Annotated in this window: 26 protein-coding genes; 11 read left to right on the top strand and 15 right to left on the bottom strand. The window is 74.7% G+C overall.

Annotation, left to right across the window (positions count from 1 at the left end):
* Positions 1 to 16: 16 nt before the first annotated feature.
* Together ACIQ1J_RS05420 and ACIQ1J_RS05415 are read right to left on the bottom strand one after the other, a co-directional pair.
* Positions 17 to 637 carry a class F sortase gene (locus ACIQ1J_RS05420; RefSeq protein ID WP_403554297.1) on the bottom strand — a complete coding sequence of 207 codons (621 nt, stop codon included), beginning with the start codon at positions 635 to 637 and terminating at the stop codon, positions 17 to 19.
* Positions 634 to 1,011 carry a Tat pathway signal sequence domain protein gene (locus tag ACIQ1J_RS05415; protein WP_210964262.1) on the bottom strand — a complete coding sequence of 126 codons (378 nt, stop codon included), beginning with the start codon at positions 1,009 to 1,011 and terminating at the stop codon, positions 634 to 636. The genes ACIQ1J_RS05420 and ACIQ1J_RS05415 overlap by 4 nt, the downstream gene beginning before the upstream one ends.
* Positions 1,012 to 1,213: 202 nt before the next feature.
* On the opposite strand from ACIQ1J_RS05415, the gene ACIQ1J_RS05410 reads away from it, so the two are divergent.
* Complete coding sequence (locus ACIQ1J_RS05410; RefSeq protein ID WP_403554295.1) at positions 1,214 to 2,215, top strand: NAD-dependent epimerase/dehydratase family protein; 1,002 nt, start codon at positions 1,214 to 1,216, stop codon at positions 2,213 to 2,215.
* Positions 2,216 to 2,260: 45 nt separating this feature from the next.
* On the opposite strand, the gene ACIQ1J_RS05405 is transcribed toward ACIQ1J_RS05410, so the two are convergent.
* On the bottom strand, positions 2,261 to 3,373 hold the full coding sequence (locus tag ACIQ1J_RS05405; RefSeq protein WP_403554293.1) for a sensor histidine kinase: 1,113 nt from the start codon (positions 3,371 to 3,373) through the stop codon (positions 2,261 to 2,263).
* A 2-nt stretch (positions 3,374 to 3,375) separates the two neighbouring features.
* A complete protein-coding gene (locus tag ACIQ1J_RS05400; protein ID WP_403554810.1) occupies positions 3,376 to 4,104 on the bottom strand; it encodes a response regulator transcription factor in 729 nt (242 codons plus the stop codon).
* Positions 4,105 to 4,514: 410 nt separating this feature from the next.
* Between ACIQ1J_RS05400 and ACIQ1J_RS05395 the strand changes: the two genes are divergently transcribed.
* From ACIQ1J_RS05395 to ACIQ1J_RS05385, 3 genes are read left to right on the top strand one after another with little or no spacing between them, the layout of a single operon-like run.
* Positions 4,515 to 5,222, top strand: a complete 708-nt coding sequence (locus tag ACIQ1J_RS05395; RefSeq protein ID WP_403554291.1) for a glycosyltransferase family 2 protein — start codon at positions 4,515 to 4,517, stop codon at positions 5,220 to 5,222.
* 7 nt (positions 5,223 to 5,229) lie between these two features.
* Entirely contained in the window at positions 5,230 to 5,859 is a 630-nt protein-coding gene (locus tag ACIQ1J_RS05390; RefSeq protein WP_403554289.1) for a DUF2064 domain-containing protein, read from the top strand.
* A 20-nt stretch (positions 5,860 to 5,879) separates the two neighbouring features.
* Positions 5,880 to 6,728, top strand: a complete 849-nt coding sequence (locus ACIQ1J_RS05385; protein ID WP_403554287.1) for a class I SAM-dependent methyltransferase — start codon at positions 5,880 to 5,882, stop codon at positions 6,726 to 6,728.
* Positions 6,729 to 7,056: 328 nt separating this feature from the next.
* Here the strand turns inward: ACIQ1J_RS05385 and ACIQ1J_RS05380 are convergent, their stop codons facing one another.
* Entirely contained in the window at positions 7,057 to 8,292 is a 1,236-nt protein-coding gene (locus ACIQ1J_RS05380) for a molybdopterin-dependent oxidoreductase (protein WP_403554285.1), read from the bottom strand.
* Positions 8,293 to 8,405: 113 nt separating this feature from the next.
* Here ACIQ1J_RS05380 and ACIQ1J_RS05375 point away from each other — a divergent pair, with 113 nt between their 5' ends.
* Entirely contained in the window at positions 8,406 to 9,749 is a 1,344-nt protein-coding gene (locus tag ACIQ1J_RS05375) for a hypothetical protein (protein ID WP_403554283.1), read from the top strand.
* Positions 9,750 to 9,825: 76 nt separating this feature from the next.
* On the opposite strand, the gene ACIQ1J_RS05370 is transcribed toward ACIQ1J_RS05375, so the two are convergent.
* The 6 genes from ACIQ1J_RS05370 to ACIQ1J_RS05345 all read right to left on the bottom strand — a co-directional run bounded on the left by ACIQ1J_RS05370 (position 9,826) and on the right by ACIQ1J_RS05345 (position 14,912).
* Entirely contained in the window at positions 9,826 to 10,029 is a 204-nt protein-coding gene (locus ACIQ1J_RS05370; protein ID WP_121748131.1) for a cold-shock protein, read from the bottom strand.
* Between the two features lie 238 nt (positions 10,030 to 10,267).
* Positions 10,268 to 10,642: a MerR family transcriptional regulator gene (locus tag ACIQ1J_RS05365; protein WP_210964254.1), complete on the bottom strand. Its 375-nt coding sequence runs from the start codon at positions 10,640 to 10,642 to the stop codon at positions 10,268 to 10,270.
* Positions 10,643 to 10,785: 143 nt separating this feature from the next.
* Positions 10,786 to 11,457 carry a hypothetical protein gene (locus ACIQ1J_RS05360; protein ID WP_210964253.1) on the bottom strand — a complete coding sequence of 224 codons (672 nt, stop codon included), beginning with the start codon at positions 11,455 to 11,457 and terminating at the stop codon, positions 10,786 to 10,788.
* A gap of 505 nt (positions 11,458 to 11,962) precedes the next feature.
* Positions 11,963 to 12,475 carry a hypothetical protein gene (locus ACIQ1J_RS05355; protein ID WP_403554280.1) on the bottom strand — a complete coding sequence of 171 codons (513 nt, stop codon included), beginning with the start codon at positions 12,473 to 12,475 and terminating at the stop codon, positions 11,963 to 11,965.
* A gap of 77 nt (positions 12,476 to 12,552) precedes the next feature.
* The gene (locus ACIQ1J_RS05350) at positions 12,553 to 13,575 is read right to left on the bottom strand and encodes a hemolysin family protein (protein WP_403554278.1); all 1,023 of its coding nucleotides are present in this window, start codon (positions 13,573 to 13,575) and stop codon (positions 12,553 to 12,555) included.
* Positions 13,572 to 14,912: a hemolysin family protein gene (locus tag ACIQ1J_RS05345; protein WP_403554276.1), complete on the bottom strand. Its 1,341-nt coding sequence runs from the start codon at positions 14,910 to 14,912 to the stop codon at positions 13,572 to 13,574. The genes ACIQ1J_RS05350 and ACIQ1J_RS05345 overlap by 4 nt, the downstream gene beginning before the upstream one ends.
* A 323-nt stretch (positions 14,913 to 15,235) precedes the next feature.
* On the opposite strand from ACIQ1J_RS05345, the gene ACIQ1J_RS05340 reads away from it, so the two are divergent.
* The 3 genes from ACIQ1J_RS05340 to ACIQ1J_RS05330 all read left to right on the top strand — a co-directional run bounded on the left by ACIQ1J_RS05340 (position 15,236) and on the right by ACIQ1J_RS05330 (position 17,178).
* Entirely contained in the window at positions 15,236 to 16,261 is a 1,026-nt protein-coding gene (locus tag ACIQ1J_RS05340) for a sporulation protein (RefSeq protein WP_403554274.1), read from the top strand.
* 53 nt (positions 16,262 to 16,314) lie between these two features.
* Positions 16,315 to 16,770 (top strand): tellurite resistance TerB family protein, encoded by a 456-nt coding sequence (locus tag ACIQ1J_RS05335; protein ID WP_403554272.1) that lies wholly within the window; start codon positions 16,315 to 16,317, stop codon positions 16,768 to 16,770.
* Between the two features lie 156 nt (positions 16,771 to 16,926).
* On the top strand, positions 16,927 to 17,178 hold the full coding sequence (locus ACIQ1J_RS05330) for a twin-arginine translocase TatA/TatE family subunit (protein ID WP_210964248.1): 252 nt from the start codon (positions 16,927 to 16,929) through the stop codon (positions 17,176 to 17,178).
* An 11-nt stretch (positions 17,179 to 17,189) separates the two neighbouring features.
* Here the strand turns inward: ACIQ1J_RS05330 and ACIQ1J_RS05325 are convergent, their stop codons facing one another.
* The 3 genes from ACIQ1J_RS05325 to ACIQ1J_RS05315 all read right to left on the bottom strand — a co-directional run bounded on the left by ACIQ1J_RS05325 (position 17,190) and on the right by ACIQ1J_RS05315 (position 20,726).
* Positions 17,190 to 17,885 carry a TetR/AcrR family transcriptional regulator gene (locus tag ACIQ1J_RS05325; RefSeq protein WP_403554270.1) on the bottom strand — a complete coding sequence of 232 codons (696 nt, stop codon included), beginning with the start codon at positions 17,883 to 17,885 and terminating at the stop codon, positions 17,190 to 17,192.
* Positions 17,886 to 17,931: 46 nt separating this feature from the next.
* Positions 17,932 to 19,566 carry a penicillin-binding transpeptidase domain-containing protein gene (locus ACIQ1J_RS05320; protein ID WP_403554268.1) on the bottom strand — a complete coding sequence of 545 codons (1,635 nt, stop codon included), beginning with the start codon at positions 19,564 to 19,566 and terminating at the stop codon, positions 17,932 to 17,934.
* 122 nt (positions 19,567 to 19,688) lie between these two features.
* On the bottom strand, positions 19,689 to 20,726 hold the full coding sequence (locus ACIQ1J_RS05315) for an alpha/beta hydrolase family esterase (RefSeq protein WP_403554266.1): 1,038 nt from the start codon (positions 20,724 to 20,726) through the stop codon (positions 19,689 to 19,691).
* Positions 20,727 to 20,841: 115 nt separating this feature from the next.
* Here ACIQ1J_RS05315 and ACIQ1J_RS05310 point away from each other — a divergent pair, with 115 nt between their 5' ends.
* The gene (locus ACIQ1J_RS05310; RefSeq protein WP_403554264.1) at positions 20,842 to 21,774 is read left to right on the top strand and encodes a LysR family transcriptional regulator; all 933 of its coding nucleotides are present in this window, start codon (positions 20,842 to 20,844) and stop codon (positions 21,772 to 21,774) included.
* The gene (locus ACIQ1J_RS05305; RefSeq protein WP_210964244.1) at positions 21,771 to 22,646 is read left to right on the top strand and encodes a serine hydrolase; all 876 of its coding nucleotides are present in this window, start codon (positions 21,771 to 21,773) and stop codon (positions 22,644 to 22,646) included. The genes ACIQ1J_RS05310 and ACIQ1J_RS05305 overlap by 4 nt, the downstream gene beginning before the upstream one ends.
* A gap of 9 nt (positions 22,647 to 22,655) precedes the next feature.
* Here ACIQ1J_RS05305 and ACIQ1J_RS05300 read toward each other — a convergent pair whose 3' ends face one another.
* Complete coding sequence (locus ACIQ1J_RS05300; RefSeq protein ID WP_403554261.1) at positions 22,656 to 24,398, bottom strand: right-handed parallel beta-helix repeat-containing protein; 1,743 nt, start codon at positions 24,396 to 24,398, stop codon at positions 22,656 to 22,658.
* 179 nt (positions 24,399 to 24,577) lie between these two features.
* On the opposite strand from ACIQ1J_RS05300, the gene ACIQ1J_RS05295 reads away from it, so the two are divergent.
* On the top strand, positions 24,578 to 24,949 hold the full coding sequence (locus ACIQ1J_RS05295) for a DUF6479 family protein (protein ID WP_210964242.1): 372 nt from the start codon (positions 24,578 to 24,580) through the stop codon (positions 24,947 to 24,949).
* The last annotated feature ends 58 nt before the right edge of the window (positions 24,950 to 25,007 follow it).

Below are 25,007 nucleotides of genomic sequence, written 5' to 3'. Positions count from 1 at the left end.
CGGTCGGTCGGTCCGGTCAGCCGGGCGCGGGGCTCGTCGAGTCGAGCTCCGCGAAGGCGATCACGTTGTCCCGGTACTCCTCGCCGACCCGCGGGCCGCCGCAGGTGATGAGCCGCAACTCCGGGCGGTCCACGTCCCCGTAGACGTCGTCGGCCGGGAAGTCGGCCTTCGCCACCGTCCGTACGGCGGTGACCCTGAACTCCGCCGCCGTGCCGTTCTCCAGGCGCGCCTCGATCCGGTCGCCCCGGTGCAGCCGCGCGAGGTGCCGGAAGACCCCGTCCCCGTGGGTGCCGACCGTGACGTGGCCGAGGACGACCGACGGCCCGACCTGGCCCGGGGTCGGCGAGTGCCGGTACCAGCCGGCGCGGTCGTCGTCCGTGACGGGCGGAACCTCCACCGTGCCGTCCGCCGCCAGCCCCAGCCGCATCACCGGGGTGTCGACGCCGATGGCCGGGATGCGCAGGCCGACCGGCACCGAACGCTCCAGGGGCGGCACCGACTTCGCGGAGGCGTGCGACGGCGGTGCCGCGGCCGTGGGACGTCCGGTCCGGCCCGCGTCGTCCCCCTGGCCGCCGCAGCCCACGAGGAGCGCGGCCAGCGCGGTGGTGGCGAGGGCGCGCCCGGAGAGCGGGGTCATGCCCCGGTCGCCGCCCGCCGGCGGCGTACGACGAAGAGGACCGCGCCGCCCGCGACGAGCACGCCACCGGCGCCCGCGCCGATGAGCCCTTCGTCGGTGCCCGAGGACGCCGGCGCCGCGACCCCGGTGTCGGGTGCACCCTCGGGCACGGTGGAGACCTGGCCGTCGGCCGGTGCCCGGGACGGCTCGGCCGCCGGGGCCGGTGAGCTGACGGAGGGCGACGGCACCTCGCTCGGCTCGGTGCCGGGGCTCGGGGTGGCCTCGGCCGGCGGGGCGGAGGGGACCGGGGTCGGGTCGTCGGCGAACGCGGGTGCGGTGGCCGCCAGTACGGCGGTGCACGCCAGGGCCACGGCGCTGAGGATGGTTCGGCGCATCGGGTCGCTCTCTCTCGTCGGTCGGCGCGTGTGCCGCGCGGGGTGTGGACGTGGATCGGACGGAGAGACGAGGCAGCGCCGGGACGGGTTGTAAAGGGATGGCAAAGCCGCCGTCGTGCCGCGCCCGGCCCGCTCCTTACGGACTCATGACGTGCCGGGCGGGGCGCCCGGCCCGCCGCCTCCGCCGTCCTACCGTGGCCGTATGCGCGTACTGGTCACCGGCGGTGCCGGGTTCATCGGGTCCCATGTCGTGGAGGCGCTGCGGGCGCACGGGCACGAAGGCGTCGGCTACGACGTCCGCGAGGACCCCGGCGCGGACGTGCGCGACCCGGCGGCCGTCGCCCGGGCGCTGGCCGGGGCCGACGCCGTGTGCCACCAGGCCGCGATGGTCGGGCTCGGCAACGGGTTCGCCGACGCGGCGGAGTACGTCTCGCGCAACGACCTCGGCACCGCCGTCCTGCTCACCGCCATGGCGGACGCGGGCGTGCGGCGGCTCGTGCTCGCCGGGTCGATGGTCGTGTACGGGGAGGGCCGGTACACGTGCCGCCGGCACGGAGTCGTACGGCCCGGGCCGCGCGCCGCCGCCGACCTGGACGCGGGCCGGTTCGAGCCCGCGTGCCCGGTGTGCGGCACGGATCTGTCCCCCGGGCTGGTCGGCGAGGACGCCCCGGCCGACCCGCGCAACGTGTACGCCACCACCAAGCTGGCCCAGGAGCACCTGGCCGCCGCCTGGGCCCGGACGACCGGCGCGACGGCCGTGTCCCTGCGCTACCACAACGTGTACGGGCCCCGGATGCCGCGCGACACCCCGTATGCCGGTGTCGCCTCCTTCTTCCGTTCCGCGCTCGCCCGCGGCGAGGCGCCGCGGGTCTTCGAGGACGGCCGCCAGCTCCGGGACTTCGTGCACGTACGGGACGTGGCCGCGGCGAACCTCGCCGCGCTGGAGGCCGAGCCGCCGGGCGGGACGCTCACGGCGTACAACACCGGCAGCGGCGAACCGCACACGGTGGGCGGGATGGCGGCCTCGCTGGCCGCCGCGTACGGCGGGCCCGAGCCCGTCGTCACCGGCGAGTACCGCCTCGGCGACGTCCGCCACATCACCGCCGACTCCTCGCGGCTGCGGGCCGAACTGGGGTGGCGGCCACGGGTCGGTTTCGCGGAGGGGATGCGGGAGTTCGCGCGGGCGGGGCTGCGCGGGGAGTGAGCACGGTACGCGGCCCGCGGTCCGTGCCGTGCGGGCCCGGCCGGTTCACCCCTCCGGTGCCGGCAGGGTCACCTCGAAGCGGCAGCCGCCCGGGATGTTGCGTACGGTGGCCCGGCCGCGGTGGGCCTCCACGATGCCCCGGACGATGGCGAGGCCGAGGCCCGCGCCGGCGGGCGGGGTACGGGCGTGGGTGCCGCGCCAGCCGGTGTCGAAGACGCGCGGCAGGTCCTCCTCCGGGATGCCGCCGCAGCCGTCGGTCACGGAGACCACCACGCCGTCGAGCGAGCGTTCGGCGGCGACCGCGACCGTGCCGTCGGCGGGGGTGCGGCGGATCGCGTTGACCAGCAGGTTGCCCAGGACCCGGCTCATCTCCTTGCCGTCCACCTCGACCGGTACGGCCGCCACGGCGTCGCCGACCAGCCGTACGCCGTGCTCCCGCGCGAGCGGGTCCGCGCCCGCGAGGGCGTCGCCGACCAGGTCGTAGAGGGAGATCCGGGCCGGGGCGAGGGGGAGCGTGCCGGCGTGGATGCGGGACAGCTCGAAGAGGTCGCCGACCATGCCGTTGAGGCGTTCCACCTCGGTGCGGATCTGGCGGAGGTAGCGGTCGGGGTCGGCGGCGACGCCGTCCTCCAGGGCCTCGGACATGGCGCGCAGGCCGGCCAGCGGGGTACGCAGGTCGTGCGAGATCCAGGCGACCAGTTCGCGCCGGGAGGTCTCCAGGGCGCGTTCCCGCTGCCGGGATTCCGTGAGCCGGGCGCTGGTGGCCGCCAGTTCACGGCTGAGCGCGTCCAGTTCGGCGGTCGCGCCGGCCGCGGGGGCCGCGTAGCCGCCGTCGTCGCCGAACGAGCGGGCGGCGACGGTCAGTTCACGGCTGCGGGCGACGACCCAGCGGCCCAGCAGCAGCGCGGTGGCCAGGGAGACGACGGCCGCCATCGCCACGACGGTCGTGACGACGGACAGGTCGTGCGGGGACAGGAACATCGCCCAGGCGACCGCGAGGGTGCCCGCGAGCATCGCGAGGACGGCGACCGCGGCCACCACCGCGAGCGACGCGGTCAGTGAGCGCCGCCGGATCAGCCGCAGTACGCCGGCCCCCACCAGGCCGGCGGCGGCGGCGCCGGCGCCGGCGTAGAGGGCGATGAGAAGGGTGTCGGACACGGTCAGTCCGCCTCCCGCCCGGCCGGGTCGAAGCGGTAGCCCACGCCCCACACGGTCTGGATCAACCGGGGCCGGGCCGGGTCGTCCTCGACCTTTCCGCGCAGCCGCCGGACGTGGACGGTGACGGTGGACAGGTCGCCGAAGTCCCAGCCCCACACCCGCTGCATCAGTTCCTCCCGGGCGAACGCCCGTCCCGGGTGCCGCAGGAGGAAGGCTAGCAGGTCGAACTCGCGCAGCGTGAGGGCGAGTTCGCAGCCGTTCTTGGTGACCCGCCGGGCGACCGGGTCGACGGCCAGGCCGGCCGCGCCCAGGGGCCGCTCCACCGCCGCGGGCCGGGTGCGGCGCAGTACGGACTCCACCCGCAGCACCAGCTCCCGCGGGCTGAACGGCTTGGTCACGTAGTCGTCGGCGCCGACCTCCAGGCCCAGGATGCGGTCGTCCTCGTCGCCGCGGGCGGTCAGCATGATGACCGGCACGGGCCCCTGGCCGCGCATCCGCCGGCACACCTCCAGGCCGTCCATGCCGGGCAGCATCAGGTCCAGCACCACCAGGTCCGGCCGGTGCGCGGCGGCCCGGGCGAGCGCGGTCGGCCCGTCGTCGGCCCGGTCGACGACGTAACCGGCACGGTCCAGATAACCGGCGACGACCTCCGCGACGGTGGGATCGTCATCGACGACCAGGACCCGGGCGGTGGTGGGTGGGGAACCGGTCGGGGAACCGCTTCGGGGAATGCCCGGGGGCCCGGTCCGGGGCACGCCCGAAGACCCATTGGGGAGCGTGCCCGGGGATCCGCTCGGGACCGCTTCCCCCGGCGCGTCCGAAGACGCGGCCGGTGCCCCGGCCCGGGGCACGCCCGGAGACGCGGCCGGGAACTCGTCCGCGAACTCGTCCCGGGTCGCATCCGGATACCCCGCCGGCGCCCCGGCCCTGGGCCCGCATGTAGACCCGGCCCGGGGCACGTCCGAAGACCCGGCCGGTGACCCGTCCCAGGGCGCGGACTCGTACGGCTGCTGCTGCATGTGCCCAGCCTCGCACCGTGCCCGCGTCGGCGGCGTCACCCGGGGTCGCCGGACCCCCGACGTCCGCGTTTCGTAAGGAGCGGGAGTCCGATTCGCCCGTTTCGGGTTCGTAGGGTGAAACCGTGACCACCTCGCCCGCTCCGGACGTCGACCTCGTACTGCCGTGCCTGAACGAGGCCGGGGCCCTCCCCTGGGTCCTGGCCCGCGTCCCGGCCGGCTGGCGCGCGCTCGTCGTCGACAACGGCTCCACCGACGGCTCGGCGGACATCGCCCGCGCGCACGGCGCCACGGTCGTGACCGAGCCGCGCCGCGGTTTCGGCGCCGCCTGCCACGCCGGGCTGACCGCCGCCACCGCCGACATCGTCTGCTTCTGCGACTGCGACGCCTCCCTCGACCCGGCCCTGCTGGCGCCCTTCGTGCGCGAGATCCGCGCCGGCACCGCCGACCTGGTGCTCGGCCGCCGGCGCCCGCAGGGCCGGGGCGCGTGGCCCGCGCACGCCCGCGCCGGCAACCTCGCGCTCGCCCGGATGCTGCGCCGCCGCACCGGCCTGGGCCTGCACGACCTCGGCCCGCTGCGCGCCGCCCGCCGCCAGCCGCTGCTCGCCCTCGGTCTCACCGACCGGCGCAGCGGGTACCCGCTCCAGATGGTGGTGCGCGCCGCCGACGCGGGCTGGCGGATCACCGAGCACGACGTCCCCTACCTGCCCCGCACCGGCGCCTCGAAGGTGACGGGGACCTGGCGCGGCACGTGGCACGCGGTACGGGACATGCGCCGCGTTCTGGCCGAGGCGCCCGCCCACGGTCCGGCCCGCGCAGAGAGTCCGAGGTGAGCGGCACGTGACCACCCTTCTCGTCATCGCCAAGGAACCCCGTCCCGGCCGGGTCAAGACCCGGCTCACCCCGCCCTTCACGCCGGTCCAGGCGGCCGCGCTCGCCGAGGCGGCCCTCGCCGACACCCTGCGCGCCGTGGCCGCGGCGCCCGCACGGCGCCGGGTGCTGGTGCTCGACGGCACCCCCGGCCCCTGGCTGCCGCCCGGCATCGACGTCGTACCGCAGTGCGCGGGCGGCCTCGACGAACGGCTCGCGGACGCCTTCGCCGGCTGCGCCGGGCCCGCCCTGCTGATCGGGATGGACACCCCGCAGGTGACGCCGGAGCTGCTCACCGTGGACTTCACCGGCTGCGACGCGTACGTCGGTCCGGCCGAGGACGGCGGTTTCTGGGCTCTGGGCATGGCCCGCCCCGATCCCGCGCTGCTGCGGGGCGTACCCATGTCGACGCCGCTGACGGGGGCCGTGCAGCGGGCGCGGCTCCTCGCGGCGGGGCTGCGGGTGCGCGACCTGCCGCGCCTGCGCGACGTCGACACCGCCGCCGACGCGTCGGCCGTCGCCGCACTGGCCCCGCACGGCCGGTTCGCCGCCCGGCTGGCCGCGTGCACCGAGGTCGCGGGCCGACGGGCGGGCCGATGAGCAGGGCCACGGGCGGGCCGATGAGCAGAGCCACGGGCGGGCAGGCGAGCGGCCGGCCGGGCGGCGCCCCCGGCCGTGTCGGCGTATCAGCCCCGCGAGGCGCCGCTCCCGGCCCCTGGGCCGCCTCCGACCCCTACTCCGCCGCCCTGCGCGCCGGCCGCGGTCCGCTGTTCCTGCGCCGGGTGGACGGCTGGCTGCTGCCGCTGGAGGTCGAGCGCTGGTGTGCCCGGGCCGACGCGGTCGACCTGGAGGTGCTGGACCGGTGCGAGGGCGCCGTACTCGACGTGGGCTGCGGACCCGGCCGGCTGGTGGCGGAACTCGCCGCCCGGGGCCGGGCCGTCCTCGGCATCGACGTCAGCGACGCCGCCGTCGCCCGCACCCTGCGGCTCGGGGGCCAGTCGCTGCGGCGCTCGGTCTTCGAGCCCCTGCCGGGCGAGGGCCGGTGGGGCACCGTCCTCCTCATGGACGGCAACGTCGGCATCGGCGGCGACCCCCGCGCCCTGCTCGTCCGCGTCGCCGCCCTGCTCGCGCCCGGCGGCCTGCTGATCGCCGAGACGGCTCCGGTGGACGTCGACGAACGCACCCACGTGCAGGTCGTCGACGTCACCGACGCCCAGGCCGTCGGCAGCCCCTTCCCCTGGGCGCGGATCGGCACCCCCGCCCTGCTGCGCCACGCGGGTGCCGCCGGTCTGCGGACCGTCGCTCAGTGGACGTCGGGGGGACGCCGCTTCGTCGCACTGCGCGGCGACCGCTGCGACCTCAGCGACCGCACCGCCAGCAACAGCGCCGAGCCGCCGAACAGCGCGGCCGTGATCAGCAGCCAGCGGGCGAGGAAGCCGTCCGCCGACAGTGCGGCGACCGACCGGTAGCGCGCGTCCACCCGGCCGCTGATCAACGGGAACCAGACCAGCAGGAGCAGCCCGGAGAAGGCGGCCGGGACCCGCACGTACAGCGCCCACTCACGGCGTCCGGCCGCCCCCAGCCCTCGCAGGACCGCCCGGTCGGCCACCGCGTACAGGGGCAGCAGCACCAGGTCGTGCAGCAGCGCCGCCCCCACGAACCACAGCAGCACGCCCAGCCAGTCGCCGGCGAGCAGCCGCACACCCGCGTAGCCGGCGAGCGCGAAGGAGCAGGCGAGCAGGACGATCTGGAAGGGGCTGCCGATCACGGGGCGCGGCAGCCCGCGCACGGGGTTCATCACAGGTCTCCGAACGTCAGGCGGGCCACCCACTTGGTGTTCAGCACGCCCGGCGCGGCGGGCACGATGATCCGCGCCGGATATCCGTGGTCCGGGCTCAGCGCCTCGCCGTTGACGTCCAGGGCGAGCAGGGAGCGCGGGTCGGCCACCTGGTTGGCGCGCAGCGCCCCGCTGCGGAAGGCGCCCCGGCGCTGGAGGGACTCGACGAACACGTCCGGCGGGTCGTCCTCGAAGCCCACGAGCGCGGCGAGGTCGCGCAGCCGCACCCCGCGCCACCACTGGTCGGACGTCGACCAGCCCTCGACGCAGGCGATGGGCAGCGCCGCGCTGTACTGCTCCAGGCGCCGCAGTTCGGCCCGGCCGAGCCGGACGGTCCCCGTGCGTCCCGTGACGACGAGCCGCCAGGCGTCCTCGCTCGTCTCGGCCGGGTCGATGCCCGCGTAGGCGGCCGTCTTGTTGACCTGGAAGCCGCCCGGGCCGTTCCCCGGTTCGGGCCCGCCGTGCGGCGAGAGCACGGCCGTCTCCCGCAGCGCCCCGTCGAAGCTGCGGCCGGCGTTCGTGCCGAACATCAGCAGCGCGCCGCCGCCCACCAGCCACAGCGCCCCGCGCCGCGAGACGGTGGGCGGGCCGGGCCGCGGGGAGACCAGGTCGTCGCGCTCCTCGCGCATCGCCCGGAGGTTGCGCAGCGCCACCGGCACCTTGAGCGCGGCGTGCGCGACGAACGCGGCGAAGAAGACCCAGGCCCCGTAGAAGTGCAGCGGGTAGAAGGAGCCGGGGAAGACGTAGTCCAGCTGGATGTTGAGCACGCCCGTCAGGAACGTGAACAGCGCGCCCCCGACCAGCAGCAGCAGCGAGACCCGCTCCAGCGCGTGGGCGAGCGAGCGGGCCGGCGGCAGCGTGAAGAGCCTCGGCACGACCGACCACAGCTTGGCCAGCAGCACCGGGATCAGGGTGAGGCCGAGGGTGACGTGGACGCCCTGGGTGAGGCGGTACAGCCAGTGCGGGTCGGTCGGCCACGCGAAGAGGTAGAAGCCGAGGAGCCCCTTGTCCGGGGTCTTGTCGTTGACCGGGTCCAGATCGGGGTTGTACGCGGCGTACGAGAGCAGGCCCGTCACGAACAGCACGGTGATGCCGACGAGCAGGACGAGGCCGAGCACCGCCGTGAACCGGGGGCCGCGCAGAGGGCTGCGCCAGAAACCCGGCGAGGACGGAAGCCGTGAGGCGAGGTCGCGCATGTTCCGACGGTAGGCCGGGACCGGCCCCGCGGACGGTCCCCGACCCATGACGAAACGCTGACGTCCGCCGCGTGCAGCATCCCGTCGGCGATCTCCCGGCCTACGGTGCCGATGTGACCCGCCCGCGCTCCCTTCCTCGCGACCTCTACGCCGTCGCGGCCGCCGTGCTGCTCGTCGCGGCCGCCGTCCTGGTCGGCCGCAACGTGTACACCTACGACACCCTGATCGTCGGCTGGCCACCGCTGCTCGGCCGCTGGGATCCGCACCTGGGCCCCGGCACCCCGGCGGCCGTCCTGGTGGCCGTGGCGACCGCGGCGTACGGACCGGCCGTCGCCGCCCGTCTGCCGTGGCGCGCGCTGCTCCCCGCGGCCTGGGTCGCGGCGATGGCCTGGACCTGGTCGCTGGCCCTGATCGACGGCTGGCGCCGGGGCATCGCCGGCCGGCTCACCACCCGGCAGGAGTACCTCTCGGTCATCGACCGCTGGCGCGACGTACCGGCGACCCTGCGCGATTTCAACGGGCACATCCTTCTGCACTCCCCCGACAACTGGCCCGCCCATGTCGCCGGTCACCCGCCGGGGGCCACGCTCACCTTCGTGCTGCTCGACCGGATCGGGCTGGGCGGCGGGGGCTGGGCCGGGGTCTGGTGCATCACGGTGGGCGCGACGGCGTGCGTGGCGGTGCTGGTGGCGGTGCGGGTGCTGGCCGGCGAGCGGCTCGCCCGGCGGGCGGCGCCCTTCCTGGTCCTGGCGCCGGCCGCGGTGTGGATGGGCACGTCGGCCGACGGCTACTTCGCGGCGGTCGCCGCGTGGGCGGTGGCGCTGCTGGCCCTCGCGGTCACCGGGCGCTCGCTGTGGTGGGCGGCGGGGTCGGGGCTGCTGTTCGGCCTGACCCTGTATCTCTCGTACGGTCTGACGCTGTTCGCGGTGATCGGGGCGGCGGTGCTGTGGCTCGGGCGGCGCGGGGTGCGGGAGCGGCCCGTGCTGTTCGCGCCGCTGCTGGCGGGGATGGCGGTGGTGCCGGTGGCGTTCACCGCGGCCGGGTTCGACTGGTGGGAGGCGTACCACCTGCTGGTCGAGCGGTACTACCAGGGCGCGGCCGGCGTCCGCCCCTACGGCTACTGGGTGTGGGCGAATCTCGCCTGCACCGTGCTCATCGTCGGCCTGGCGACGGTCGCGGGGCTACGGCGGACCGCGGGTGTGCTGGTCCGGCGGCGGCGCGACGACGCCGTGAGCGCCGAGGACGGTCGCCTGGCGTTTCTGGTGGCCGCCGGGCTGCTCGCCCTGCTGGTGGCCGACCTGTCCGGCATGAGCAAGGCGGAGACGGAACGCATCTGGCTCCCCTTCGCCCTGTGGCTGCTCCCGGCCTGTGCGTTCCTCGGCCGCCCGCGCGGGTGGCTGGCGGCGCAGGCCGCACTGGCCCTGCTCATCAACCACCTGCTGGCGACCGGCTGGTGAGCGAACGGACCGCCGGGCACACGCATGAGGGCCCGCACCTTGCGGTGCGGGCCCTCATGCAGCGGTTCGCGCGCGATTACTCGGGAACGATGTTCTCCGCCTGCGGGCCCTTCTGGCCCTGCGTGACGTCGAAGTTGACCCGCTGGCCCTCCTGGAGCTCACGGAAGCCCTGGGTGGCGATGTTCGAGTAGTGGGCGAAGACGTCGGCGCCGCCGCCGTCCTGCGCGATGAAACCGAAGCCCTTTTCGGCGTTGAACCACTTCACGGTACCGGAAGCCATGTCTTTTACTCCTAGGCAGTGCTGGAGGCCCGCACCGTGCGGGCCTTCCCATCGCTGCGATGATCACCTGCCCGGAAAACCGGTAACACAAATGGCAACCACAACTGCAACTGATGTCCAGCCTAGCACGATATGAATCGGCGACACGGGAAATGAATCACGCGGAATGACGCCCACATTTACCGCAGAATAATGATTCCGGCGTTCGACGAATATCTGTTTCACCGGGGTCAGTTTTTCACTCGCCGCGCCGTTCTCCGTTCCCACCGGGACCCGCCGCCTCGCGGCGGAGCTCCTCGTTCATGTGCAGCGCCGCCTCCAGGTCGTCCTCCAGGCGGACGATGCGGCAGGCGGCCTCGACGGGCGTTCCCTGGTCGACCAGCTCGCGGGCGCGGGCGGCGCGGCGCAGTTGCTGGCGCGAGTAGCGGCGGTGCCCGCCTTCCGAACGCTTCGGGCTGATCAGACCCGCCTCGCCGAGGGCGCGGAGGAAACCGGGCGTGGCACCGATCAGCTCGGCCGCCCTGCCCATGGTGTACGCCGGGTACTGATCGTCGTCGAGCCGGTCGGCGGCCTGCGGCCGGCCTTCGGCGATCAGCCTGCTCTCCGGGGACATGCATACCTTCCTGCGAGCCGCTGGGGACACGGCCCGCCGCGGGGAATCCGGTTCCCCCGCAACCTGAACTCTAGTCGCGCTCGTCGGATACCTGCCGCGGCGAACACACATCCGCCGGGTGCGGGAGGGCGGGGCCGGGAGGCTCAGGACTCGAGGACCAGGACGCCGTACGAGCCGAGCAGGGACGCCTGGAGGGTGTCGCCCTCGGCGTAGCGCCAGCCCCAGGAGCGCAGCGCGTGGACGGTCGCGACGTCGGTCCGGTCCACCAGCGTGACCCCGAGGGCGGCGTCGTGCTCGGTGAGCAGCCGCCTCTGCAGGCGCCGGGCGAGGTTCCAGGCACGGTCCGCGTTCTGCCTGCGCACCCGCGCCGGGACGATGATCCCGGAGACCAGGAAGAGCCGTCCGGACGCGGCGACGGGCAGCACGCTCCTCGGCAGATACGCGTCCAGGCCCCGCACGCCCCCGGCGGCGCCGCCGGGTACGGGGTAGCCGTAGGCGCAGCCGGCCAGGACGGTGCTCTCGGCGATCAGCAGCGAGAACCCCGGCCGCCGCACGTCGGCCGCCAGCTGCCGCAGGAACGCCCCGCGGGCCACGTTCCACGCCCGTGGGCCGCCGCCCGAGGTCTGTGCGTACAGATCTCCCAGCTCCCCGAACCGGTCCTCGATCTGGCGCCGCGTCAGCGGCCGGACGCGCTCTCCGGCGAGGGGCGAGGAACCCCGTTCCGCCCTCGGCCTCCGCGGACCCGGCCGACCCGGGCCGACCGGCCGCCCGTCACGTTCTGTGGTCGTCGGCCGTACCGGCACGTTCACGGTCATGAGGCGAGTCCCGCCCCGGGCTCGGGCGAATCCGGCCCGGTGTCGTCGATCGCCGGGAGCGGCACCGGTGTCGGGGCCGGTGCACGGCAGGCTCCCGGTCCCTCCACGGTACTCCGGGCCCCGCCCGGCCGGCCGCCGTCGAGAAGCCCAGGACCCGCCCGCCCAGCCGGCCGCCGTCGGGAAGCCCGGGACCCGCCCGCCCGCCCGGCCGCCGTCGGCATGCCCGGATTCCGGCACCCGCCACGCGCGGCTCGCTCCGGGGCGGTGCCTTCTCGGCGGCGCCGACAGTGCCCTCGTGCCACCGGCCGACCGGACTGTCACGGGTGGCCGGCCTGCCAGGAGTGACGCTCGCCGCAGAGCGACGAGGGCCGTGCCGACCATCGCGTCCCCGCGGATGTCCTGGACCTGGCGCGCCAGAGCGAACCCGGCAACGTACGGCCGCCTCGCCTGCCGCGGCGCCACCCCGCCGGGGCGGCCACGACAGCGTGGCCCGGGTGCCGACCGGTCAGGCCGGGGCCGCCGTCCAGTGGCGCAGGAGTGCCAGTTGTTCGTCCCTGGTCGGGGCGACGTCCGCGGGCTCGTCGCGGCGCCAGGTGAGGAGGCTCTCCACGGGCGTGTCGCCGGTGGTGAGGCGGGTGAGGAGGGTGCGGGAGAGGGCGTGCTCGTCCGGGGTGTGGATGCCTCCGGGGGCGGCGGCCAGGGCGGTCGCCTCGATCGGGCCGTCGTTCTCGGTCTCCACCCGCACCGTGAAGGCCGGCGGGTGTTCGCCGTCGCCGGTGACCAGGACGACCAGCGAGTCGAACGCCACCGAGGCCAGCCGTCGCGCCGTGGAGCGCACGGCCACGTCCTGTACGTCGATGCCGCCGACCAGGTCCCAGGACCAGGAGCGGCCGCCCTGGTCCGGCCCCAGGGTCTCGACCCCGTCTTTGGTCAGCCGGACGCCGGGCGCCGCACCGGTGGGTTCGGCGCCGACGTACACGTGGTCCTCGGTGATCCAGAACAGGCCGACCATGGCCATGCGCGCCTCCCACAGCGGTGTTGGTGTCGCTGTGGGAGACGGGCCGTGGTCGTGCGGTAGTTCCCCGGTTCCCGGGGTCATGCCACCGGTGTCGTCGGGCCCACCAGTTCCGTCAGGACGTCCTCCATCGTCACGAAGCCCAGGACCGCGCCCGTCTCGCCGGTGACGGCGGCCAGGTGGCTGTCCTCGGTGCGCAGGGCGGTGAGGGTGTCGTCGAGCGGGGTGTCGATGCGGACCCGGGTGACCCGGTGCAGGGCAGCGCGCGGGAAGGGACGGTCGCGGTCGGTGAGGCCCAGGGTGTCCTTGATGTGCAGGTAGCCGAGGACCGTGCCGCCGGGGCCGGTGACCGGGAAGCGGGAGTAGCCCGCCTCGGCGGCCATGCGCTCCAGCTCGGCCGGGGTGATCGTGTGGTCGACCGTGCGCATCTTCTGGGCCGGGACCAGGATCTCGCCGACCGGGCGGGTGCCCAGTTCCAGCGCGTCGCGCAGACGCTCGCCGTCGGCCGGGGTGAGGAGTCCGGCCTCGCTCGCGTCGACGACCATGCGGGCCAGCTGGTCGTCGGTGAAGACGGCCTCGACCTCGTCCTTCGGCTCCACCCGCAGCAGCTTGAGGAGCATGTTGGCGAAGGCGTTGATACCGAAGATGACCGGCTTCAGCGCCTTGGTGAGGGCGACCAGCGGCGGGCCGAGGACCAGCGCGGTGGTCGCCGGGGCGGCCAGCGCGATGTTCTTCGGGATCATCTCGCCGATCAGCATGTGCAGATAGGTGGCGAGGGCCAGGGCGATCGCGAAGGCGATCGGGTGGACCAGCGCGTGCGGCATGTGGACCGCCTCGAACACCGGCTCCATCAGGTGCGCGATGGCCGGTTCCGCGACCGCGCCGAGCACGAGGGAGGAGACGGTGATGCCGAGCTGGGCCGTGGCCATCATCGCGGAGATGTGTTCCAGGCCCCACAGGGTCATCCGGGCGCGCTTGTCGCCCGTCTTCGCGCGCGGCTCGATCTGGCTGCGGCGTACCGAGATCATGGCGAACTCGGCGCCGACGAAGAACGCGTTGGTCAGCAGCGTGAGGGCGCCGATGAGGAGCTGTACGACGGTCATCGGGCCACCTCCGGCTGGCGGTCGGCCGACGGGGCCGGCGCGGGTGCGGTGACCCGCAGGCGGTCGGCGCGGTGGTGGTCGACGTCGAGGACGTCCAGGCGCCAGCCGTCCAGGTCGATGACGTCACCCTTGGCGGGGATGCGCGCCAGGTGGGTGGCGACCAGACCGGCCAGGGTCTCGTACGGCCCGTCCGGTGCGGTCAGGCCGATGCGCGCGAGCCGGTCGAGGCGGAGCGAGCCGTCGGCCTCCCAGGCCGTGCGGCCGTCCGTCTCGGCGGGGGCGGGCAGCAGGTCCGGTATCTCGACCGGGTCGTGCTCGTCGCGCACCTCGCCGACGACCTCCTCCACGATGTCCTCGACGGTCGCCACGCCCGCCGTACCGCCGTACTCGTCGATGACGACGGCCATGGTGCGGGTCTGGCGCATGCGCTCCAGGAGGCGGTCGGCGGGCAGGCTGTCCGGCACCAGGAGCGGCGCGGTGGCCAGCTCGGTGACGGGGGTGACGGTGCGCCGCTCCGGCTCCAGGGCCAGGACGTCGCGGATGTGCACGGTGCCGATGACCTCGTCCAGGCTGTCCCGGTAGACCGGGAAGCGGGACAGGCCGGTGGCGTGCGAGAGGTTCGCGGCGTCGGCGGCGGTGGCGTGGGCCTCCAGGGCCTTGACGTCCACGCGCGGGGTCATGACGTTCTCCGCGGTCAGCTCGCTCAGGTGCAGGGTGCGCACGAACAGCTCGGCCGAGTCCGCCTCCAGGGTGCCCTCGGCGGCCGAGTGCTGGGCCAGGGCGACCAGTTCCTCGGCGCTGCGGGCGGACGCCAGCTCCTCGGCCGGCTCGAGGCCGAAGCGGCGTACGAAGCGGTTCGCGGTGTCGTTCAGGTGCCTGATGAAGGGACCGAACGCGGTGGTGAAGCCGCGCTGCGGACCCGCGACGACCTTCGCGACGGCCAGCGGGCGGGAGATCGCCCAGTTCTTCGGGACCAGCTCACCGACGACCATCAGGACGACGGTGGAGACGACCACGCCGAGCACGGTCGCCACCGTCGAGGCGGCAGCGCCGAGGCCGATCGCCCACAGCGGGCCGCGCAGCAGCACCGCGAGGGACGGCTCGGCCAGCATGCCGATGACCAGCGAGGTCACGGTGATGCCGAGCTGGGCGCCGGAGAGCTGGAGGGTCAGGGACCGTACGGCCTTGAGGGCGCCGTCGGCGCCGCGCTCACCGGACTCGGCGGCACGCTCCAGGTCACCGCGCTCGACGGTGGTGAGGGAGAACTCGGCCGCCACGAAGAGGGCGCAGGCCAGGGTGAGAAGGAGGGCCAGCAGGAGCAGCAGGACCTCGGTCACCGTGCCACCCCGCTTCCCTCACGCACATACGGCACACGCACATACGGCGCACGCGCATACCGGAAGGACTGCGGGCCGGCCATGGCACGGCCGGTACTGGGAGGCTCCATTACGGAACGGGACTCCTTAACGGGGTCGGCGGGCGCCGGTACCAGCCGGCCGCCCGGGGTTTTTCCCTCTCATGGTAAAGGACGAGCAAAAGCATGGGGAGTCCTCCATGTCCTCGGACCCCTATGCTTCTACTCGCCTGTAGAGAACTGCCGGACTGTTCCGGTTGTTCCCCGGACGAACGTGCGAACGAACGTGAAGGAGTGAACGCCTCGATGGTGTTCCAGCGGCTGCTCGGTTCCCTCGGCGTGGGCGGTCCCACGGTGGACACGGTCCTCGACCCGGGCGCCGTCCGGCCGGGGGACGCACTGCCGGGCCGGGTCGATCTGGTCGGCGGCACCGCCGACCACGATGTCGAGCACGTCGCGCTGGAACTGGTGGCCCGCGTCGAGGCCGCGCAGGGCGACCACGGGGAGGGCGAGGGCGTCGTCGTCTTCGCCCGGCACACCGTCGGCGGGGATTTCCGGCTCGCGGCGGGCAAGCGGCGCAGCGTGCCGTTCACGGTGTCGCTGCCCTGGGAGACGCCGGCCACCGAGCTCTACGGGCAGCCCCTGGACATCGCGCTCGGCGTGCGCACCGAGCTGGCGGTCGCCGGCGCCCGGGACAAGGGCGACCTGGACCCGCTGACCGTGGCACCCCTGCCCGCCCAGGAGGCCGTCCTGGAGGCCCTCGGACAGCTCGGCTTCGGCTTCCGCTCCGCCGACCTGGAGTTCGGCCGTATCGGCGGCACCGGGCAGCAGCTGCCCTTCTACCAGGAGATCGAGCTCACCCCGCCCCCGCGGTACGCCGACCAGGTCAACGAGATCGAGCTGACGTTCCTGGCCGTGTCCGGCGCCCTGGAGGTGGTCCTGGAGGCGGACAAGCGCGGCGGCCCGTTCTCCGACGGCCATGACGCCCTCAGCCGCTTCACCGTCCCCCACGAGGGACCGGCCGGGCCGCAGGACTGGAACGCCCTCGTCGACGGCTGGGTCCGGGAGCTGGTCGAGCACCGGGAGTCCTACGGCTCCCACGCCGTGTACGGGCACGAGTCCGGGGCTCTGTCCGGCGGTTCCGGTGCCGGTTCCGGCGCCGGCGTCGCGGCGGGCGCGGCCGGGGGCGCGGTGGGGGTCGCGGTGGGGGTCGCCGGCGGGACGGTGGCGGCCGAGGTCGTCGACGAGGTGGGGGACTTCTTCGAGGACGAGTCCGAGGACGGCTCCGAGAACGCCTTCGAGGAAGCCTTCGAGGAAGACGGGGACGCCTGATAGCTTCTACAAGATTGTAGAAGCTCGCCCCTCCCGACCCGTACGGAGTTCTCATGGCCCTGTGGGACCGCTTCAAGGAGTCCGCGTCGCAGATGCAGACGCAGCTCACGGCGAAGAAGAACGACCTCAAGAGCGGCGCCTTCCGCGACGCGAGCATGGCGATGTGCGCGCTGGTCGCCGCAGCCGACGGCACCGTCGATCCGTCGGAACGGCAGCGCGTGGCCCAGCTAATCGGGACCAACGAGGTACTGCAGAACTTCCCCGCCGACGACCTGCGGCGTCGCTTCGAGGCCAACCTGGACAAGCTGACCGCCGACTTCGCCTTCGGCAAGGTCGGCATCCTCCAGGAGATCGCCAAGGCCAAGAAGAAGCCCGCCGAGGCACGGGCCGTGGTGCAGATCGGCATCGTGATCGGCGGCGCCGACGGGGACTTCGACAAGGACGAGCGGGCCGTCGTCCGCGAGGCGTGCTACGCCCTGGACCTGCCGCCGCACGAGTTCGACCTCTGAGGCCCCCGGCCCCGGACCTGGCCTCTGGGCCACCCCTGGGCCCGACCCTGACCTTGGCCCCGGCCCCGGCCCTGGCCCTGGCTTCCGCCGACTTTGCCGTAGATTCCGTGCGGGCCCGTGCCGCGGGCCCGCACCGTACGTCCACAGGGGAGCGCCGTGTTCGGACTGAGCGAGCTCGCGATCATTCTCATCGTCGTCATTGCCGTACTCGCCGCCAAGAAGCTCCCCGAGCTGACCCGCTCGGCGGGCAAGTCGGCCCGCATCCTCAAGGCCGAGGCCCGTGCGATGAAGGACGAGGAGCGGACGCCGTCGGAGGACCGGGAGGCGCCGCGCGTCATCCGGGGTGAGGCGGTCCGCCGCGAGGGCACCGGGGACGGCGGGCCCGCGACGCCCACTTCCCAGGGCTGAGCCACCTCACCTCACGCGTCGGCCACGCGGCCGCCACCGCGTGTGCGGTGCGGGCCCATCTCCCGCAGGACGTCGCCGAGTTCGGCGGCGGTGAGCGCGGGGACGGGCAGGGGCGGCGGGTGCGGCGCGGTGCACAGGCCACCGAGGAGCAGGGCCAGGGGGCGGCGCCAGGCGTCCGGCGCGGTCGCGGCGGTCAGGGCCGGGACGGCACGGCCCAGTGCCGCGAGCGCGAACAGGACGTCCTCGGTGGTGACGCCGGCGCGGACGGTGCCCTCGTCGCGGCAGCGGGCCGGCAGCGAGTCCACGGTCCGGCGGGTGTGCCCGTGCACGGCCTCCAGGCTGTCCACGCCCCGCAGGTGCGTCGTCATGAGGTCGTTGGTGCCGCGATCGGCGGCCAGGGTCTCCAAGACCGCGTCGGGATAGGCGGTCAGGCCCGCCCACGCGTCCGTGGCGTTCCTGGCCCGTTCCCCGGCGTCCATCGTGTCCGTCAGCGAGTCACGGAAGACGGCGTCCACGAGCGCGGCCCGGGTGGGGAAGTGGCGGTAGAGCGTCGGGTTGCCGACGCCCGCCCGGCGTGCGATCACGTCCAGCGGCGCGTCCAGGCCCTCCTCGGTGAACACCTCGTGGGCCGCCTCCAGCAGAAGCTCCCGGTTGCGCCGCGCGTCGCGTCGCTGCCGGGGCGCTCCGTCGCGTGCGCCGACGGTCATCCCTCACCCTCCGGGTCGTACGAACGCCGGGCGGGTCCCGAACGGCTCAGGACGGGTCCTGTGGTACGGCGGACAGCAGGCTGTGCACGATCGGTCCCGCCGAGCCGCCGCCGGTGACGCCCTCCTCGACGACCACGGCGACGGCCACGTTGCCGCGGTGGGCGACGAGCCAGCCGTTGTTGTCCTGGTCGTCGGAGACCTCGGCGGTACCGGTCTTCGCGCCGATCTCGCCGGGCAGGTCGGCCAGGACGTGCGCGGTGCCGTCGGTGACGGTGGCCCGCATCAGCTCGCGCAGCTGGGTGACGACCTCGTCGGGGAGCGGCTCGGTGCGGGTTTCGTCCGTGTTCCCGGCGGTGACGGACGGCTGGTGGAACTCGCCCGAGACCGCGGTGGCCGTCACCGACGCCATGATCAGCGGGTTGGCCTGGACCCGGCCCTGCCCGATCATCGACGCGGCCTTCTCCGTCTCGTCCTTGGGTACCGGCACGGAGCCGTCGTACGTCGGGATGCCGATGTGCCACTCCTGGCCGACCCCGAAGTAGGTGCGGGCGACCTTCCCCAGCTCCCCCTCGCCGAGCTTGCCGCGCAGGCTGATGAACGCGGTGTTGCACGACTCCGTGAAGTCCTTGCGGAACGTGGCGCCGGGGTACTCGGACGTCTCGACGTTGTGGAACTCCTTCCCGACGGTCAGGTACTTGGGGCAGTCCACGACGTCGTCGGGCTCGACGGCGCCCTTGAGCAGGAGGGCGCTGCTGGTGACGATCTTCCAGGTGGAGCCGGGCGCGTAGGTGCCGGAGGCGGCGCGGTTGAAGCCGGTGGAGGGGGAGTTGGCGAGGGCGAGGACCTCTCCGTTGTCGATGCGCAGGGCGACGAGGGCGGCGTTCTTGCCGTCGGCCTCGGTGAGGGCCTGTTCGGCGGCGGACTGCCAGGTGGCGTCCAGGGTGGTGCGGACGGGCTTGCCGTCCGTCGCCGGATCGGGTTTCTTCCCGAAGGCCGCCTCGGTGCGCACGGTCTCGCCGGTGGCCCGGTCGACCAGCTCGACCGCGCCGCGCGGTCCGCCACCGGTGCTGTCGGCGAGCCGGCCGAGGAGTGGAGTCAGGGACGGGTACTCGCCGCCCGAGAGGGAGGTCCGCTCGCGGTCGGTGACGTTCGGCGGTGTCGTCTCCTCGCGCTCCAGCCGGAACTTCTCCGTGTCGCTCAGCCGCGGGTGCACCAGGGACAGCCGCCAGTCCACCTTCCAGCCGCCGTCGTCCTGTTCGCGCAGCGGCAGCCGCGACTCGTACGTCCAGGTGCCCAGGCCCGTGATCGGCATCTTCGCGGTGAAGGGGACGCCGAGGGTGCCGTCCTCGGCCTCCTTCGCCTCCCCCGCCGCCGTCAGTCGCGGCTTGCCGATGTCGAGGCCCGCGGTGAAGCTCTGCAGCACCTCCTGTGCCGCGCCGGGTCTGGTGGTGCGGCCGGCCGCGCTCGGCAGGCGCCCGGCGGCCCAGTCGGCGAGGAACGCGCGCGCCTGCTTCATCGCGGCGGGGTCGGGACCGTCGTCGCCGCGCGCGAAGGGGCCGAACCCGGCGGCGTACGAGCCGCCCGCGGCGATGGCGAGCACGACCCCCACCGCGGCGACGGCCCGCACACCGTTGCGCGGCCCGCGGCGGCGCGGAGGGGTGAAGTAGGGAGAGTCCGGCATCTGGGTTCCTGTCTGTGGGTCGGCCGTGCGTCGGGTCTGTGGGTCGGCCGTGCGTCGGGTCTGTGGGTCGGCCGTGCGTCGGGGTCTGTGGGTCGGGCCGCGTCGCCGGTCAGCGTCGTCGGTCAGCCGGCGGTGAAGAAGTCGAGGATCGTGTCGGTGGCGCTCAGGGCCTTGCTGGTGGGGCCGAACCCCTTGGGCGGGGTGATCGACGAACCCGGCCAGGTGTGACCGGCGTCCTCGACGACCAGGAGCTGGACGGTGGCGTCCCGGCCGTCGCCGGGCGCGTCGGAGCCGTCGCCCGGGGCGTCGGAGGCATCGGAGGCCGCCTCCTTCAGGCGCCAGACGGTCCGGTCGTAGCCCTTCTCGTCCTCCGTGACCGGTTCGCCCGCACCGCCCGCCACCGCGAACGCCTCCGCGCTGTCCCGGGCCGACAGGCTCGGGAGGATCGGCTCCTCGGGGTCCGGCGGCGGGGAGGGCCAGCCCGCCAGGGGGCGTACGGGGTCGTCGGCGCCGTAGACGACCATGACCGGGACGGGCCCCGTGGGCTCGACCGCGGCGGCGCCCGCGGGCAGCTGCCCGGATACCGAGGCCGCTCCCGCCAGCAGGCCGGGACGCTGGGCGGCCATGCGCAGCGCCATCGAGCCGCCGTTGGAGAATCCGGCGACGTAGACCCGCTCGGGGTCGGCCCGTTCGGTGCGCACCAGGTGCTTGATCAGTGCCTCGGTGAACCGCACGTCGAGGTCGGGATCCGGGCGCCGCTCGGTCGCCTGCCTGCCCGCGCCCCAGCCGTTGTCGAGCCCCTCGGGGTAGGCGACCAGCATGCCGCGGGCCCCGGCGGCCTTCTCCAGCCGGCTCTTCTCGCGCATCTCGGCGGCGTCGGCGCCACGGCCGTGGAAGGCGATGACGAGGGGCCTCGGGCCGTCGGCGGCGGGCCGGTGCAGGAGGTACCGGCGGGTGTGGCCGTCGGCCCGCAGCCGGCCGGCGACCACCTCCGGTGCCGCGGACGCCGTGGCGCCGGGCGGGGGCGTGCTGCTCGCCGGCGGCGCCGGGTCCGGGCTCCCGGACCCGGTGGCGCAGCCGGCCAGGGGGAGGGTGAGGGCGAGGGCGAGCGCGGCGGGCCACCGGCGCGGGCCGAGCGAGAGGTCGCGGAAGGAGCGCATACCCCGAGGACAGCAACCCCACCGGCCCACTGTCCAAGATTGATATGGATGTCGGATCGATCAATCCCCGATATGATTACTGGTCGTGGACCTGGTGCGGCACCTGGAGTGCTTTGTGGCTGTTGCAGAAGAGTCACACTTCGGGCGTGCCGCCGCCCGCCTCGGCATGGCCCAGCCGCCCCTGTCGCAGCGCATCCAGCGGCTGGAGCGGGAGTTGGGCGTCCGGCTCTTCGAGCGCACCAGCCGCCAGGTGGCCATCACCGAGGCGGGCACGCTGCTGCTCGCCGAGGCCCGTGAGCTGCTCGCCCGCTCCGAGTCCTTCCGGGCCGCCGCGCGCCGTATCAGGGACGGTGAGACCGGGCTGCTGCGCGCCGCCCTGTCACCCGACATCTCCGGTGAGACCGTCGCCGCGCTCCTGGCGGACTTCCGGCGCCGGCACGCGGGCCTCGAACTGGAACTGCACGAGCTGTCCACGGCCCAGCAGCTCGCCGCCTTCGCGGCGCACGAGCTGGACGTCGGCCTCATCCACCACCCCTGTGACGTCGCCGGCCTGGAGCTGGGGCCGGTCCTGCGCCGCGACCTCGGCGTGCTGCTGCCGCGCGGGGCCGCCCAGGCACGGCTCGACGAGGTGCCGCTCGCCTCCCTCACCGGCTACGACCTGGTCCTCTTCCCGCGCGCCGGCGCCCCCGCGGTCTACGACGACCTGCTCACCGCCTGCGCGCGAGGCGGCTACACGCCCGCGGCCGTACGGCACGGCCAGGGCGCCAGCTTCGTACGCGGCCTCGTGCTGTCGTCCGGGGCCGTCGCCCTGGGCCCCCGCGACACCCAGCTCGCCGCCCCGGCCGACGGGGACCTGGTCTGGCGCCCCCTGGCCGGGGCGCCGCTGGCCTGGCGGCACTCCGTGGCCTGGCCCAAGGGGCGCGGCGACGCCGCCGTCGGCGCCTTCGCGGACGCGGCCACCCATGCCCTGCGCACCACGGCCGGCGCCCGCTCGGAGGCCCCCGCCCGGCCACTGCACCTTCGCCCGGCATCGGAGTTCTGGCTGTGACCGACATCGTGACCGGACGCCTCCAGGCCGCCTTCGCCGACGCCGGGGTCACCGGGTGGCTGCACGCCGTCGACATCGACTCCGGCGCACAGGTCGAGACCGGGGCGGACCAGGCGGTGTGCACGGCCAGTGTCCACAAGGTGTGTGTGCTGGTGACGCTGCACGAGCTGGCGGCGGCCGGGGTGCTCGACCTCACGGAGCAGGTCGAGTCCCCGCCGGCCGGACGCACCCCCGGGCCCACGGGGCTGGCGGCCATGCTGGACCCGGTCCGGCTGTCACTGCGCGACGCGGCGTTCCTGATGATGTCCGTCAGCGACAACACCGCCGCCGACCTGCTGCTGCGCCGGGTCGGTCTGGACGCCGTCAACCGCACCACGGACCGGCTGGGCCTCACCCGCACGCGGGCGGTGTACGGCTTCGGCGAGATGCTCGGCACCATGCGCGAGGACGCCGGGCCGGCCGGTGCCCGGGCGCTGACCGACCCGCACGTCATCACCCGGCTCCGCGCTCTGGACCCGGCCCGCACCAACCGCAGCACCCCCCGCGACATGACCCGCCTGCTCACCGCCCTCTGGCGGGACGAGGCCTGCCCGCCCGAGTACGGCGCCGCCGCGCGCCGCGTCATGGGCCTCCAGGTCTGGCCGCACCGCCTGGCCTCGGGGTTCCCCTTCGACGACGTCCACGTGGCCGGCAAGACCGGCAGCCTGCCGACCCTGCGCAACGAGGTCGGCGTCGTCGAATACCCCGACGGCGGCCGCTACGCCGTGGCCGTCTTCACCCGTACCGCCCACACCGCGGCCGTCCTCCCGGCGGCGGACGCCGTGATCGGCACGGCGGCCCGGATCGCGGTGGACGCGCTCCGGGCACCGTGAGGCGGCGGGTCAGCCGTCGTTGTCCCGCCAGCGACCGCCGCTCGGCGCCGAGTCGAACCGGGTCGCCGCCGACGCGTTGCCGCTGAAGTCGTTGCCGGAGACCCGGCCGCCGGTCCAGGTGGCCTCGTGCGCGATCCACAGGGCGTGCGTCTGGGTGCGCGGGTGCCCGTCGTCCCGGACGCGGTTGCCGTGCACGTACGGGTGGGTCACGGCGGCGGCGGCGGTGAGGCCGGTGCGCGGGGCCGGGGCGTCCGGGAGGCGGTAGGCGGCGCCGGGCCCGGGGGTGCCGCCCGGCCAGGCCGTCTCCGCGCCGGGTCGCTCGGGGGCGAGGGTGAGTTCGGTGGCGGTGTTGTCGGTGACCACGACGGTGACTTCGTCGCCCTCCCCGGCGGTGACACGGTCGCCGGCCTCGGTTTCGGCCTCGGTCTCGGTCTCGGCCTCGGCCTCGGTCTCGGCGTCGGCCTCGGCGTCGGCGTCCCGGGGGCCGGCCCCGGCGTCCCGGGCGCCGACCGTCAGCCGCTTGCCGCGGTGGCCGCCCGGCAGCCAGTCGGCGTTCTCGTCGGTCAGGGAGAGCGGCCCGCAGTGGACGCCCGCGCCGCCGCCCCGGGTCTCCGGCGCGGCACGGCGGCCGTTGTTCCGGATCCGGTTGCCGAAGATCGCCGGCTCGTGCAGCGGGGCGTCGACGCGGATGCCGTCCAGGGCGTTGTCGTGGATGTCGTTGGACTCCAGGACGATGTCCGTGGCGGGTTCCTGGTCGCCGCCCGCCAGGTTGTGCTGCCAGTAGCCGTACCGCCCGTTGCCGCTGACGCGGTTGCCGCGGAAGGCGTACGGGCCCGGGGTGTTGCCGAGCGCGATGCCGTCGCCCACGTTGCCGTCGAGGACGCAACCGGTGACGATGCCACCGCGGCCGCCGACGCTCGTCGTGCCCTGCGCCGACACGTCGAACCCGGCGACGTGGTTGCCGAGCATCGTGCAGCCGGTGACCAGCAGGCCGTCGGCGCCCCAGTCGGAGATGCCGTAGCGGTTGCCCTCGGTGTGGCAGGCGGTGACGCGGATGCCGCGGGGCGGGACCCAGTCGTCCTGCTGGAGTTCGAGGAAGATGCCGTTGGTGCCGTTCCCGGTGGCCGTGCAGTCGGTCACCGCCAGCCGTTCGACCGGCCCCCAGCCACCGACCCCGATCCCGATGCCCGCGCCGCCCATCTTCTCGCCGGGGTCCTGCCGCCCGCACCGTTCGGCCAGCACGCCCTCGACGACGGTGTCCTGGAGGAAGTCGCACCCGAAGCCGGTGGCGGCGGTGTCGTGGATGTACAGGTCGGTGAAGCGCCCGCGCAGTACGTACTGGAGGCCGAGCCCCTTGGCCAGCACCTCGTACCCCTCGGTCTCCACCCCGGAGCCGTCGGTCTCGAAGTGGGCGAAGGTGACGTCGGCGATGTGGTGGTCCGGCCCGGCGCCGTGTTGGGCGGTGGTGAACCAGGCCAGCGGGACCGGCCGCGCCGGGGCGCCCGGGTTGGCGAGCGCGAAGCAGGTGGCCCCGCGTCCGGCGCCGATCAGCGAGACGCCGCTGCGCCAGAGCACGGGCCGGTCCCGGATCACGTACCGCCCGGCGGGCACCCGCACGGTGCGCGGGCGTCCGTCGGCGGCGGTGGCGTCCCCCAGCGCGTCCACCAGCTTCTGCAACGCCGGCCGGTCGTCGGCGGTGCCGTCCCCGGCCAGGCCGTGGTCATGGGCGTCGGCCGTCAACGGCGCGGTCATGGGGCGCTCCTTCCACCGGCGGCGCGGGGGGCGGCGGGCTCGGGGGCGGCGCCGCCGCGGTGTGCCGGGTACCAGCCACCGGCCGCTCTCAATCACGGCAGGCGCTCCTGGAAGACCTCCGGGCGGCCACTCCGGACATTCCTGGCGCTTTATCTCATTTGGGGGTACATAATCAGAACATGAGTACGGCAACGTATGAACTGCTGGCCGCGTCCTCGCACGCGCTCAACCTGACGATCGCCTTCATCGGCGGGCTGGTGATCGCCGGCGCGCTGATCTGGGCCGTACGCATGGGCATGGGGGTCATGGAACGCGAATCCGAGCGCCCGCACGCCGACGAACACGGCAAACTCCCCGCCTCCGGCGCCGTCCACGAGGAACGGGAGGCGCGGGAACCCGACGAGATCCCGCTCGCGGCGGACGGAAGCCCACGGCTCATGCCGTACCAGCTCCACCACTCGGGCAGCCGCCGGGGCGAGGACCAGAGCCGCCACCGCTGGCTGCCGGGATCGAGCGGCTCCTTCGGCAGCGGCGGATCGGGACACGTGTGACCCGGCCACCCGACGGGCTCCCGCCCCGGAGCGGGTAGCCCGCGGCCGGCGGGAGCCC

This window comes from Streptomyces sp. NPDC097107, assembly GCF_044762405.1.
In the GTDB taxonomy this organism is placed as follows: Bacteria; Actinomycetota; Actinomycetes; order Streptomycetales; family Streptomycetaceae; genus Streptomyces; species Streptomyces thinghirensis.
Note: the sequence above shows the minus strand (reverse complement) of the source record. Positions and strands in the feature narration are given on the sequence as shown.

What these genes read in the sequence shown, in the direction of transcription:
- ACIQ1J_RS05420 (WP_403554297.1), bottom strand. Translation starts at nt 637, where the DNA reads ATGACCCCGCTCTCCGGGCGCGCCCTCGCCACCACCGCGCTGGCCGCG.
- ACIQ1J_RS05415 (WP_210964262.1), bottom strand. Translation starts at nt 1,011, where the DNA reads ATGCGCCGAACCATCCTCAGCGCCGTGGCCCTGGCGTGCACCGCCGTA.
- ACIQ1J_RS05410 (WP_403554295.1), top strand. Translation starts at nt 1,214, where the DNA reads ATGCGCGTACTGGTCACCGGCGGTGCCGGGTTCATCGGGTCCCATGTC.
- ACIQ1J_RS05385 (WP_403554287.1), top strand. Translation starts at nt 5,880, where the DNA reads ATGAGCAGAGCCACGGGCGGGCAGGCGAGCGGCCGGCCGGGCGGCGCC.
- ACIQ1J_RS05380 (WP_403554285.1), bottom strand. Translation starts at nt 8,292, where the DNA reads ATGCGCGACCTCGCCTCACGGCTTCCGTCCTCGCCGGGTTTCTGGCGC.
- ACIQ1J_RS05370 (WP_121748131.1), bottom strand. Translation starts at nt 10,029, where the DNA reads ATGGCTTCCGGTACCGTGAAGTGGTTCAACGCCGAAAAGGGCTTCGGT.
- ACIQ1J_RS05365 (WP_210964254.1), bottom strand. Translation starts at nt 10,642, where the DNA reads ATGTCCCCGGAGAGCAGGCTGATCGCCGAAGGCCGGCCGCAGGCCGCC.
- ACIQ1J_RS05360 (WP_210964253.1), bottom strand. Translation starts at nt 11,457, where the DNA reads ATGACCGTGAACGTGCCGGTACGGCCGACGACCACAGAACGTGACGGG.
- ACIQ1J_RS05355 (WP_403554280.1), bottom strand. Translation starts at nt 12,475, where the DNA reads ATGGCCATGGTCGGCCTGTTCTGGATCACCGAGGACCACGTGTACGTC.
- ACIQ1J_RS05350 (WP_403554278.1), bottom strand. Translation starts at nt 13,575, where the DNA reads ATGACCGTCGTACAGCTCCTCATCGGCGCCCTCACGCTGCTGACCAAC.
- ACIQ1J_RS05340 (WP_403554274.1), top strand. Translation starts at nt 15,236, where the DNA reads ATGGTGTTCCAGCGGCTGCTCGGTTCCCTCGGCGTGGGCGGTCCCACG.
- ACIQ1J_RS05335 (WP_403554272.1), top strand. Translation starts at nt 16,315, where the DNA reads ATGGCCCTGTGGGACCGCTTCAAGGAGTCCGCGTCGCAGATGCAGACG.
- ACIQ1J_RS05325 (WP_403554270.1), bottom strand. Translation starts at nt 17,885, where the DNA reads ATGACCGTCGGCGCACGCGACGGAGCGCCCCGGCAGCGACGCGACGCG.
- ACIQ1J_RS05320 (WP_403554268.1), bottom strand. Translation starts at nt 19,566, where the DNA reads ATGCCGGACTCTCCCTACTTCACCCCTCCGCGCCGCCGCGGGCCGCGC.
- ACIQ1J_RS05315 (WP_403554266.1), bottom strand. Translation starts at nt 20,726, where the DNA reads ATGCGCTCCTTCCGCGACCTCTCGCTCGGCCCGCGCCGGTGGCCCGCC.
- ACIQ1J_RS05300 (WP_403554261.1), bottom strand. Translation starts at nt 24,398, where the DNA reads ATGACCGCGCCGTTGACGGCCGACGCCCATGACCACGGCCTGGCCGGG.
- ACIQ1J_RS05295 (WP_210964242.1), top strand. Translation starts at nt 24,578, where the DNA reads ATGAGTACGGCAACGTATGAACTGCTGGCCGCGTCCTCGCACGCGCTC.